General features: G+C 44.6%; 11 protein-coding genes. 8 read left to right on the top strand and 3 right to left on the bottom strand.

The window, feature by feature from the left end; all coding sequences use genetic code 11:
* Nucleotides 1-67: 67 nt before the first annotated feature.
* From BIZ39_RS07860 to BIZ39_RS07835, 6 genes are all read left to right on the top strand, one after another.
* Complete coding sequence (locus tag BIZ39_RS07860; protein ID WP_014950274.1) at nt 68-349, top strand: hypothetical protein; 282 nt, start codon at nt 68-70, stop codon at nt 347-349.
* Nucleotides 350-353: 4 nt separating this feature from the next.
* Nucleotides 354-659: a hypothetical protein gene (locus BIZ39_RS07855; RefSeq protein WP_014977116.1), complete on the top strand. Its 306-nt coding sequence runs from the start codon at nt 354-356 to the stop codon at nt 657-659.
* A 175-nt stretch (nt 660-834) separates the two neighbouring features.
* On the top strand, nt 835-1,617 hold the full coding sequence (locus BIZ39_RS07850) for a TrmH family RNA methyltransferase (protein ID WP_168534286.1): 783 nt from the start codon (nt 835-837) through the stop codon (nt 1,615-1,617).
* 38 nt (nt 1,618-1,655) lie between these two features.
* The gene (ylqF, locus tag BIZ39_RS07845; protein ID WP_168534284.1) at nt 1,656-2,657 is read left to right on the top strand and encodes a ribosome biogenesis GTPase YlqF; all 1,002 of its coding nucleotides are present in this window, start codon (nt 1,656-1,658) and stop codon (nt 2,655-2,657) included.
* A gap of 79 nt (nt 2,658-2,736) precedes the next feature.
* Entirely contained in the window at nt 2,737-3,228 is a 492-nt protein-coding gene (locus tag BIZ39_RS07840) for a WbuC family cupin fold metalloprotein (protein ID WP_187446749.1), read from the top strand.
* 383 nt (nt 3,229-3,611) lie between these two features.
* The gene (locus BIZ39_RS07835; RefSeq protein ID WP_014950268.1) at nt 3,612-3,833 is read left to right on the top strand and encodes an XRE family transcriptional regulator; all 222 of its coding nucleotides are present in this window, start codon (nt 3,612-3,614) and stop codon (nt 3,831-3,833) included.
* Nucleotides 3,834-4,051: 218 nt separating this feature from the next.
* Here the strand turns inward: BIZ39_RS07835 and BIZ39_RS07830 are convergent, their stop codons facing one another.
* Nucleotides 4,052-5,335, bottom strand: a complete 1,284-nt coding sequence (locus tag BIZ39_RS07830) for a pectin acetylesterase-family hydrolase (protein WP_014979902.1) — start codon at nt 5,333-5,335, stop codon at nt 4,052-4,054.
* A 328-nt stretch (nt 5,336-5,663) separates the two neighbouring features.
* Here BIZ39_RS07830 and upp point away from each other — a divergent pair, with 328 nt between their 5' ends.
* A complete protein-coding gene (gene upp / locus BIZ39_RS07825; protein WP_014950265.1) occupies nt 5,664-6,293 on the top strand; it encodes a uracil phosphoribosyltransferase in 630 nt (209 codons plus the stop codon).
* Between the two features lie 185 nt (nt 6,294-6,478).
* The gene (locus BIZ39_RS07820) at nt 6,479-7,504 is read left to right on the top strand and encodes a LacI family DNA-binding transcriptional regulator (protein WP_049587161.1); all 1,026 of its coding nucleotides are present in this window, start codon (nt 6,479-6,481) and stop codon (nt 7,502-7,504) included.
* 15 nt (nt 7,505-7,519) lie between these two features.
* Here the strand turns inward: BIZ39_RS07820 and BIZ39_RS07815 are convergent, their stop codons facing one another.
* Together BIZ39_RS07815 and BIZ39_RS07810 are read right to left on the bottom strand one after the other, a co-directional pair.
* On the bottom strand, nt 7,520-9,022 hold the full coding sequence (locus tag BIZ39_RS07815; protein WP_187446748.1) for a tryptophan halogenase family protein: 1,503 nt from the start codon (nt 9,020-9,022) through the stop codon (nt 7,520-7,522).
* Nucleotides 9,023-9,172: 150 nt separating this feature from the next.
* Entirely contained in the window at nt 9,173-12,076 is a 2,904-nt protein-coding gene (locus BIZ39_RS07810) for a TonB-dependent receptor (RefSeq protein WP_187446747.1), read from the bottom strand.
* Nucleotides 12,077-12,148: the final 72 nt, after the last annotated feature.

The following is a 12,148-nucleotide window of genomic DNA, read 5'->3' as shown; positions in this document are numbered from 1 at the left end:
TTTGTTATTCCACTTTTTACCCTGTTTTTGGCTTCGAATGGAAGCCTAATAAAACAAGGAAATGTAAATGAAAGAGTTAAATACAAGTGAAATTGAAATGGTGTCCGGCGGCTTTGATGGTTGGGAGCAGCTAGGCGTTGGCATTGCTATGATTGGTTTGGGTATTGCCATTGTTGGCACAGCAGGGTTAGCAACTGTGCCCATTGCTCTTGCGGGCGCTGCAACGCTTGGTGAAATCGGAGTTGGTGTCGTTGGTATTGGTTTAGCAGGCGCAGGTGGATTTGCCGCTGGCACGTCATTAGCGTCAACGAGTGATGATACTCAAGAAGCAACAACATTAGACGAGTAATTCAATGTTTAAAGTACAAATTCAAGGTGGCGATATCACCTCAGTTGCATCGTTAAGAGTATTGCGTACTTTATGGCCGCTTTCACTAAAAGCGGTAGAAGAGTTGGCTACAGCGTTGAAAAAGCAAAACGAGTTTGTGCTGGTGGAAGGTGTGACGGAAATATTTGCAACAGAACTTGCTCACGAGTTTAAAAGTGCAAATGTTGTATGTCAGATTTTACCAAGTGAAAAAGAAGAGGCCTGCTTATGTATTCCAATTGGTGAGCCACGCAAACGTTGGAACGCTTTAGGTGTCTTGGTATCTCGGTAATTAAAAAGGCGTTTACAAGTATATTTGAAACGCCTTTTTGATACTCTCCTTTATCCCGTATTTTCCACTACAATCTTTTTCTCTCATTATTTGTTTCACTATTAAGCGTTGCCGCTTTGCGTTTTGGGTTTCATACCTTACACTTGCGCCGAAAGTTATAAAAAGGGCAGTGCAAATGAAACTAAGTGACGTGAAAAAGCTTCATCAAAAGAAATTTAGAACGCAGTTCGGATTCTATTTGGTGGAAGGAGAGCACTTAGTTTTAGAGTTAATTAATGTTGCTCAGCATGACAGCAGTACATTAGGTGATATAACCCTTTATGTGACAGCTGATTATGAGGCGTGGCTGAAAGAAAAACTTGATTCTTCAGTCTCTAATATGAAGGTGGAAACGGTATCGTCTCAACAAATGCAGCAACTCAGCGATACTAAGTCACCTCAAGGTATTATTGCTCGCGTTCCACTTCCTAACTCCGCGTTATATTCAGAGCGGTCACAAACCAGCATTTCAGCAAACAAATCCAGTGCCGAAAAGTACATTTATTTGTATGAAGTTCAAGACCCCGGCAACTTAGGCACCATACTAAGAACGCTAGCGTGGTTTGGTGATTTTACGCTATTACTAAGCCCGAACAGTGTGGACCCTTATAACTCGAAAGCTGTACGCTCAAGTATGGGGGCTATTTTCCATGTGAACATGGAATTAAACGTAGCGCTTGAAAGCCTAGGCGAGCGGTTCGAACGTTTCGCTTTCTTGGATATGAATGGTAGTAATATCACCTCTAACACCTTTGGTGATTATCAGTGTTATCTGTTTGGTAACGAAGCCCGTGGCGTGCCTGTTGACGCATTATCAAAGCTAAACGCAACGGCGTATACCATTGCGGGAAGCGGTAAGATTGACTCGTTAAACTTAGCCAGCGCTGTGAATATCTGCGCTTATGAATTAACCCGTTAAGCACACTCCTCTCAACTCGATTACGATAGGAAACAACCATGGCATTACAATGGTTCCCAGGGCATATGCACAAGGCCCTGAAAGAAATTAAAGAGTCGCTTAATCAAGTAGACATTCTTATTGAGGTGCTTGACGCACGTATTCCATATTCAAGTGAAAACCCTGAAATTGCAAAAATACGCGGCGATAAGCCCTGTATTAAAATTCTTAATAAGTATGATTTGGCAGACCCAGAAGTTACTGCGCGCTGGCAGGAGAGCTTAGAGAAAGAGCGCGGCGTGAAGACGATTACGACCTCTAGCGATAACCCGGGCAACAGCAAGCAAATTATGCAGCTGGTTAAAAGCATTTGTTCGTATAAAGAAGGTCAGCCTAAAGCAATTAAAGCTATGATCACGGGTATACCTAACGTGGGTAAATCGACGCTAATTAATATTTTAGCCGACCGAATCATTGCTAAAACAGGCAACGAGCCAGCTGTAACGAAAAGCCAGCAGCGCATAAATTTAGGCAGCGGTATTATCTTGTTTGATACACCGGGAGTACTGTGGCCTAAGCTTGAAAACCCACATTCTATTTACCGGTTAGCTTCATCAGGTGCTGTTAAAAACACCGCCATGGAATACGACGATGTCGGTTTTTTTGCGGCAGATTACCTTATTAAAGCGTATCCAGAGGTAATGAAGGAGCGCTATAAGCTGGACGAGTTGCCAGATACTGAAATAGAGTTTCTGGAAGCCGCCGCCAAAACGCGTGGAGCAATTCAAGCGGGTGGTCGCGTAAATCTTCATAAAATATGCGAGATCCTGCTTAAAGAACTGCAGTCGGGTAAGTTGGGGCGAATAACGCTTGAGACTCCAGAAATGCTGGAAGTCGAAAAAGAAGAAATGGCACTTGAGGCGGCGAAGAAAGCTGAAGCAAAAGCCAAGCGTAAAGCAAAATTCAAAACAGGCTCGTTAACGCCTGATAAGAAAGATCGGAAAGAAAAACGAGAAGAGAAGCGCCAAGAGCAAAGCCGTAGAATGAAGAAAAATAAATGATTACTTTTGATGCTTGCGCACTCGAAGGAAGAAGCGATAGGGTTTAATAAAATACCTAAGCATTAATCAGGAAACGACGTTGGACAATATTCAGTATTTTGATAAAGCGTTGTTTGAAACGCTTAAACAGTCGGCTGAGGAAAGTCCTCGCCGACGGGCTAATTTGAACGTACATAAATCTTATACCGACATGGTACAGCGTTTGTTTATTGCAATGATGCCTGACTCCTACGTGCGGCCTCATCGACATGTACAGTCTCATAAGTGGGAGTTCTTCATGGTGGTAGAGGGCGAGTTAGACATTCTATTTTTCAGCGACGATGGCGACGTTGAAAACAGAGTAACGTTAACGGCTCATGGAGAGACCAGCGGAATTGAGATTCCTCCTAATACCTGGCACGCAACGGTGTGTCATAGCCCAGTAGTTTTCATGGAAGTTAAACAGGGTCCATACGAAGTCACCGATGATAAAGGCTTTGCAAGCAGGTCTCCTGAAGAAGGAAACGACCAGGTTCCCAATTTTCTAGCATCACTTAAGAAAGCGGCGGTGGGTGATAGCGTAGCCTTTTAAAGGCATTTCTTGTCTAATTACGCACTCATAGCATGCTTTAGACGCTTTCCTTTTTGGAAAGTCATTGCTATTGCTTATCTACATGGTATGGTTAAGGATAAGTAAAAGAAGGCCGCTGCTATATATTTTAAAAGCACCGAGGCCAATACATTTAGCTTAGTCGCGGCAAAGGGCCGATTGTACAAGCACATTGTGAAAAGAGAATTATCATGCAAAACGTTTCAACTGGTTATTTTTATAATTTTAATTACTGATTGCACCTGACCGTCGGTGTTCAGGGGCAAGTATTGGCTTCTGGGCACTGCAGGTAGAACGTTTTGCAAAAGCCCAGAAGGTATCACCATCTGGGCTTTTTTAATGCCCGTAATTCTCGGTAAAAGACAATGAAAGAAATCACACTAGGTGACATCAGAAAGCAGCACAGAGTTAAACAGGAAGTCGTAGCAATGGCGTTATCGGTCACAGCTTCTGGTGTAAGTAAGTTGGAATCAAAACGTATTCAGGACGTTTCACTTCAACGTGCAGCTGCATATTTAGCTGCGGTTGGCGGGAACATGAAAATTGAAGTAACTATGCCTGATGGCGCTACTTTACAAGTAGGGTAGTAGGGCGTGTTAATTTGTTGCTGCATAAATGCACAGCAAGGAACGACAAATCCTAGTTTTAATACCAGTCCTTATAGATTATTACCCACTCAGCGAGACTTAAAATGTTCGTAATCGCGGCGTGTTACCGCAGGTAAAAATATGGCTAATCCAACCACTTCCGGGTTGGACTTGCCATGTTATTGATTACTTTTTATTACAAGTTCGCACTACGTATCCTAGTGATAGTATGCCGCGCTATTTTCTCTAAAGCGGCGTGACGTAGCAAACGTGTGTAGCCATTCGTTAAAGGAAATACCCCGCGCACTCTGCTCATTATAAAATGGGCTAGGTGAGGATACTGGGAAGGCATTATCTTCACAAAAATCGTTTAGCACCATGTGGCAGGTGCCTTCACCAAGGTAAAATTGATAATTCCATGTGAAAGCTGACAGCGCATGAAGTGACGCATTAGCCTGAAGCTGCCAGCCAAGTATGTAGCCTAAATCAGATTCTGTTACACCCCATGTCGTTGGGTCTAAATTACCTCTAGAGACCTGATCAGAGATTTTAGAAAACTGAATTTGAACAATGTCGGTTCCTGTTGAATATTGCGCAAAACGGTTCCAAGGGTACTGATAAGCTAATCGCAGCATCACCTGCTTATTGAGCGTTAGATGGTTAAAATTGCCAATCAGTGATTGGAAATTACGTGGTAGTGTATCTTCTATCCCCCATGGCCCTTGATAGTTTAGGACTGTTTGCGTAAAGCCTCGGGATATAACACCAAGCGACGCATCTGCGAAGAGGGCAACCTTTGTGCGACCAAACAGTGATTGGAAGTAGGGGAAGTTGAACGTTGCACCATAACCGCCCGCACTGCTTCCACTGAGTAGCACTTTGTTGGGTGAAAAGTCATCGTTGTTCAGTTTTTCTTTAATCCACTGCATAACAACTAGCGCGTTGTCGTGACCACGGTGCTTTAAAGTAACTTCGGCACCAGGTAGACCTGTAACGATACCAAGCTCGTCAACGTACTGCGTGTCTTTTGAGCCTAAGTGTAGGTCGCCAGTACAGTAGGGAATGAAAACTTTTGACCACGTTTGAAAAGGGTTTTCTTGTGTATCTTCAAATATTCCGCCTGAAATAAATGGCGTATTTTCGATTACGGCTGATGGGTTATAAGCGGCTCGCGACATCGGGTTGTCGTCAAACTCAAGCTGCATTGACGCTAAGCAAGTGGCACTGTCCCAGCAGGCGCCGCCACCATTGAAGTAGATAAGTAGGTTATCACTTTCTCCTTGTTCGAAATAAAACGAGAATGGGTTGGATGCTAACCCCTCTGGTCCCGGTAAAGCAGGAAGAGAACATGATGGGTAAACGGTTTTTTCACCGCCGCCAGGTACTGATACCACCACCTCATTTTCAGGAGTGATTTGCTCCCATTGTGCAAAGGCATTATGGGCACAGAAACTCAGTGCCATTACAGCAAAATAGCGAAAACGTTTAGCGTAAGAATGCATAAACAATTCCTTTTGACATAGATAAACATGGTTTGAATAGTAAGTTTGATTCGGCTGTTATGAGAAAATTGAACTTCCTGAAACTTTCTCAATCGATCTCATTAGCGCGTAACTACGACAATTCATAGCGAGCGCTATACATTCATGATCGTGAATTGCGCCACGAACTGTGGCTATAGCCTACGCACTAGGTTATAGCATTTATCCACTCTGTCTAGCGTTGATGTGGCGTTTTAAAGCATTGAATAAACATATTTTTACGACTAATCGCTTTAACTAAAATACTTCTGGGTTAAAATATAGCTAAATCGATTACAAGGAGTCTTACATGGCCGTTCACGAAATTACCCACCCGCTTATTGCGCACAAACTAGGGCTTATGCGATACGCTAAAATTAGCAGCAAAGACTTTCGCGAGCTTGCCTCTGAAGTAGGGAACCTTCTGACTTATGAAGCAACGCGAACACTGCCTACGGAAAGAGCGACGATTAAAAGCTGGTCGGGAGATGAGGTAGAAGTAAGACAAATTAAAGGTAAGAAAATTACTGTTGTCCCTATTCTTCGTGCTGGCTTAGGTATGCTTGAAGGCGTACTGGAACTTATTCCAAATGCGAAGATTAGTGTAGTTGGTCTGTACCGTGATGAAGATACACTTCAGCCAGTTGCCTATTTTGACAAGGTAGTAAAAAACATAGATGAACGTACCGCACTGATTGTTGACCCAATGCTGGCAACAGGCGGTACGTTGATTGCAACAATCGATCTTCTGAAAAAGAAAGGCTGTCGAAGAATAATGGGACTATTTCTTGTTGCTGCGCCTGAAGGCATTAAAGCCGTTGTTGAAGCACACCCTGATGTTGATATCTTTACCGCCGCAATCGATGATAGGTTGAATGAGAAAGGCTATATCCTACCGGGATTAGGAGATGCTGGAGACAAAATCTTTGGCACGCGCTAAGAGCGAAAATCTCTAAAAATTAAGTCATTGAGCAATTTGTTACACAACTCATCGAATTAGCGCTAAATTTCACGCGTTAAACGTTTAAGTTAATGATATAGTCAGAGGGTAGTCAGAGCGCACGCTTGCTACCCTTTTTTGTTTTTAAATCTGGGTAGTTAGTTTCGTGAAAAGAGCTAAAAATAATGAATAAAACAAAACTTACCCTAAAAGACGTTGCTGAACAGTTGGGCGTTTCAACGGCAACCATTTCAAATGCATTTAACCGCCCAGACCAATTATCAAAAGCGAAGCGCGAAGAGATTTTAGCGCAGTGCAAAAAGATTGGTTACAGCGGCCCCAATAAAGCAGCACAGATCCTCAGAAAGGGCACATCAAATATTGTGGCTTTAGTATTAGCCGACAGCATTTCATATATGGTGAGTGACCCCGTCGCGAGTACTTTTATTAAAGGTGTTTCTTCTGCGCTTCAAGAAAATGGCAAGCATTTGTTACTGTACGCGGGCGACTCTGACAGCATTCTTGATGTTGTAGATTTTGTTGATGGTTTTATCTGTTACGGACAACCGCGCAACAGCAACTTGGTAGCGGAGTTGGCAGTGTCGCCAAAACCTGTGGTCACCGTTGACTTTGATATCGAAGACAAGCCATCTATTAATATTGATAACGAAGAGGCGGCCTATCGCGTTGCGTCTCATGCGTTAAATGAAGGTGACAATGTGGCAATCTTTGGGCTTCGCCTGATTGACTCGCCTTCTACATGTCGTATTTACGATAGTCCGTTGATTGACGTAGACAGCTCAATTGCTCACCGTCGACTAGATGGTTATTTAAGGGCCGCTGAAGAAAAGAACATCACGGTAAGCAATGAGCGTATTTGGCACCTTCCAGAAAGTGACAGACACTTTGCAAGACAGGCTGCCAAAGAAGTACTGACCAGCTCTCCAAGACCTAATGTGGTTTTGTGTATGAGTGACATTATAGCCCTTGAGCTACTTCACTTAGCCTTGGATATGAATATTAAGGTACCGGAAGAGCTGAAAATTACAGGGTTTGATGGTATTGGGGAAGCCGAGCGTGCGCGCCCGCGTCTTACTACAGTTTGCCAATCCAGCAGTGGCAAAGGCGTAGAAGCAACTAAAGCATTGCTTAATCAAGCAACAGCAAAGAGTACGCTGCCATTTGAATTGCAAGTCGGCGAGACGGTATAGGCTGAGCCAAGAGGTTCAGCCCGCGTTAAATAAGGTAGATTGCTTATCAAAGTTTAACGAGCAGCGATTGAAAAATGCGGCAAGTTTCTTTTCTTCAAAAAGATCGCCGCTTTCCTTCAAAGAAGCGGGCTGATTGAGTGCCGGTGGCGGGTATACACCATAGCCAGACAACAAACAGTGCCACGACGTAGTGCTGAAATGTCGACCAATACCTTGGCGCTTTATTTCCTCAACAATATCCCCTTTTCTGTACCACACATCAAGTAAACTAAGCAGTGATTCGGACAGCTTCATGTTAGCTCTGTTGTCTCTCCAATAGTCACTGTCGTTGCGCCCGTTTAGCTTGTAATGACACACGATATAATCTCGGACGCGTTCAAAGCGCTCTGAAACTTCCCGATTAAACGCCTGTCTCTGTTGAGCACTTGTTTCGTTGAACGAATAGTTGTCCGCGAAAAGCTCGATGCTCGTTTGAACTAGGTGTAGTGCGGTTGCTTCTAAAGGTTCAATAAACCCTTGCGACAAGCCTAGTGCAAGACAATTCTTCTCCCAGTGCCTTTCACAATGACCTACACGCATAGATAAATGCTTTGCTTCAACGTCGGTATTTTCCATCCCCAATGCGCGTCGCAATTCACATTCTGCAGCGTCTTTCTCTTGGTACTCCTGGCTATACACATACCCGTTTCCCGTGCGGTTGCGAAGCGGTATCTGCCAACGCCAACCGTTCGACATGGCAACCGATTCAGTTTCAACCGGTAAATTAGCGCATGCTGGTGTAGGCAACACAACGGCCGAGTCATTGAATAGGTTGTCACTAAAGTCCCTAAACGGTACGCCTAGCGTCTTTTGTAAAAGGAGCCCCGAAAAACCCGTGCAATCTATGAACAGGTCTCCATCAAGTTTTTGTCCGTCTTGACAGACGAGATGTGAAATGTCGCCAGATGGTGAGGTATGCACCGATTCAATATTACCAACAACGTGATATACGCCTTTTGATTTAGCGCGCTCGCGTAAAAATCGTCCAAGTTTTAGAGAGTCAAAGTGGTAGCCGTATTCTATATCGAATGGAAAATTATGTGAGGGAAGAGGGGCAAGGTTTTTCTTTGCCAAATACCCAGCCATAAGAAACTTATCAGGTCGAGTTTCAACATCGAGGCCCAGTCTTCTGGTTAAGGCGTTAACGTGAAATGCCCGTTCACTAAAAACATCTAACTGGCTAATAAAGGGGTGAGAATAGCTGTGTGAATCATTGCCATTCCAGCCCGTGAACTTGATATTAACTTTATACGTTGCTTGGCACTCTTCCATCCAATCATACTCAGGAATATCAAGAGTTTGAAAGAAACGCTTGAGAGTAGGTGTCGAGCCTTCGCCTACGCCTATAGTGCCAATGTCTTCTGATTCTATGAGTGTGATGGTCACAGCTTGATTAGCCCAGCGGTGAGCTAAAAGGTTGGCAGCCATCCAACCTGCTGTGCCGCCTCCAGCAATAACAATTCGGTGTGGTGTTGTCATTAAAGGCTCTGCAATAAAAGAAGGGTGAAATTAAACAGTATCAGAGTTGCGCATTACTGCCACACTTTACATGGCAGTAATGCAAGGCACGTATCCACTATCTAAAGGTGCGTGCCATTATTTTCGTGCGTTCAAAAGGGATGGTCCCTTTTAATAGAACGAATAGTTGAGGTTTAGCATATAAGAAGGACCAAACTCGCGGCGGAGCGTAACAATGCCCGCATCATCAATGGTTTCTTCTTTCTCATCAGTCAGGTTTACGCCTTGTAACGACACTCTTAGCCCTTCCAAGTACTCAATTCCGCTATCTGCAAAATCGTAGCTAATTTGAGCATCGACTTGGGTAACGGCGTTACGAGTTGCAGGCTCAATTTTGTTTGAACCTCCACGCTGATACGTAAGGAACTCAGAACGATCGGTTGCCGCAACCCTAATCTCAAAGCCGTTCATCTCATAGTACGCTGTAATGCTGTACGTATTGTCTGATTGGCCTGGAATGGCTGTTCCATCTTCAAGCTCCGCATCTAGGATTGTCGCAGAAGCGGCAATACCAAATCCATCCAGAGAGTCAGTGAGCATTCTCAAAGGAACATTGGCCGTTAGCTCAACCCCTTTCATTTCACCTTTTAGGCCATCTTCGAAGAATGAATAGAAGCCCTGGTCTGGCGGAGTTACTAAATCGCCCACTTCGTAAGGCGTGTCTTGCGGGCCGTAGTTACCCGCAACGTCTACGATCCTGTCATGGAATCCAGGGATGAAGTAGTTAGCACCGTCATTGGTCACGTCGTTCGTGAAATCAATAAGCTGGTTACCGTCGCGGGTCCAATTAACCAAATCTTTATAGAAAAGCGCAATTGAGACATAACCTTCTTCATCGAAGTAGTTTTCAAATGAAATGTCAAAGTTGTTGGCTTCTAACGGACGAAGGGTTGGGTTACCTGTAAATTTAGACCAAGGCGACCCGAACTCTCTCACCGCTGCCTCAGAATTTTCTGTGGCAATCAGTTCAATATTTTGATCAAACTTAACAAAGCCCGATGCTTTCATTTGGTCGATACGTGCTCGACTAATGGTTTTCGATGCCGCAAAACGCAAATAGCGATTCTCATTAAGTTCGACACTTACGTTCAGGCTAGGGAGGAAGTGAGAGTAATCATCGCCATCGGTAATAATACAGTCCGCATCAACCACTTCGTTGCCATCGTCGTCACACACGGCAAAGTTCGGGCCTACAATACCAATGAAACCCGTTGAGCTTTGGTCCGTTTGTACATATTGTGCACCCACGTTACCTTTTACATTGAAACCTTGAACTTCAGTCTCAAAGTCTAGCTGGGCGTATAATGTAGTGACTTCTTCATCAATGGTGTAGGTATCACCTAAACGATCAGGCTCTAGAAGCCCTGCATCATTAAGCGTATATTCACCATCGTTGTAAGGGGCAAAGCCGTCGTAGGCTACAACGTAACCCATGCCAGCCCAGGTTAAGTCAGCTAAGCCGTTGTACAGATACTGCTCAGGGATCGCTTCAGAAAATGGATAAGATGAAGCGGTTGCGAAGAAACCTTTGTTATCTTTTGCTTTGTATCGGTCGCTATAGTTTACGCCGGCCGTAAAAGTGTTGAAGATTCCCCAATCTACATAACCAACTGCCTCAAAACGTATTGTGGTCAACTCTTCTTCAAAATCAGCAAAGTTCAGGAAGCCGTCTTGGGCGTTGAAATAGCTGTACGGTTGACCATTTGCCTGTAAAACATCGGTGGTAAACTGATCGGCAATGTTAGCCATACCGCCCCCCCAAACTTGAGGACCCGCAAGCTGTAACATGGTGGGATCAGAGAATGCATCAAGGCCGCTACTGCCGGTAAAGTAAATACCATCAGTGCTCATTTCGAATTGACGTGAACCTAATTGCCCTTCGCCGAGCGCACCAGAACGCGCTAAACCAGCGTACGATTCACCACGCAAGTCACGTTTGTTCGACTCACTGTCTGCCACATCTAAAGTAAGAGACCACTCATCGGTTATGTCGTATTTGATATTTAAACCGAAGGTTTGAAGCTCGCCATCTTTTTGCGCGGGATCTGTACGCAGTACTGGATTCGCGTTAACTTGCGTGCCCGAGTTGTTAATGCCTGTACCGCTTACATTTGCTGCAGCGAAGGGTTCGATGAAACCGCGAATAACACCTGAGTCGGAATAATCAATATCTAGCGCATCAAAAACAATGTCTAGTCTATCGGTGGGACGCCATTGAAGAATGGCTGAAATCGTGTCGCGTTCTAGCACGCGGCTAATGGCCTGAGTGTCTAAACCAAACGGAAGCACCTGACCATCGTCATTCTCACCATATCCCCAAACACCGTATTTTCTCTCGTTTCTGGGGGACTCCGTTGATGCAATGGCAAGTGCGAGACCTACCGTGTCATCTGCAAACTTTTCTACAAAGGAAAGGGCAAAACGGTTGCCGCTATTGTCGAACTCTGGATTATCTGAATCGTTGCCACCAAGTTCGTAGACCCCAGTGACGGTAAGGGTTTCCTGGGCTGCTAGAGGGCGTACCGTTTGCAAGTCTACTGTACCGCCAATACCTTGGACAATAAGAGAAGCGTCAGAGGTTTTGTAAATTGTGGCACCTGTCATGATTTCAGCAGGGTATAAGTCGTACTCTACGCCACGGTTATCGCCAATACCGATAAGCTCTCGTCCGTTCAGCGAGGTGCCGGTAAAGTCTTCTTTGAAGCCACGTACCGAAATACCAGACGTTCGTCCCCCAACGCGCTCGCCTGAAAGGCCTGGCAAGCGGGCAAGTGATTCTGCGATTGAAGAGTCTGGAAGCTTACCAATGTCTTCTGCGGAAATGGCCTCAACAATGGAGTCGTTGTCCATTTTCACCGCTTGGGCGCGCATCAAAGAGCCTCGAATCCCCGAAACTTGAATAATTTCTACTTGTTCGTCGTCTGGTGTGTCTTGTGCTACTACTGAACCGCAGTTAAGGGCGGCGGTAATTGAAATAGCGATTAACGCAGGTTTAAACGTACTGGTGTGCTTCATGAGTCATACCTTGCTGAGTGTGTTAAACAAAGGTTTTATTATTTACAACGTTTTAACAATAGTAGTTGTTTT

It is taken from the genome of Alteromonas sp. BZK5 (genome assembly GCF_014349115.1).
Classification (GTDB): Bacteria; Pseudomonadota; Gammaproteobacteria; order Enterobacterales; family Alteromonadaceae; genus Alteromonas; species Alteromonas macleodii.
The sequence above is the reverse complement of the archived record's forward strand: the minus strand, read 5'-3'. Positions and strand labels throughout refer to the sequence as shown.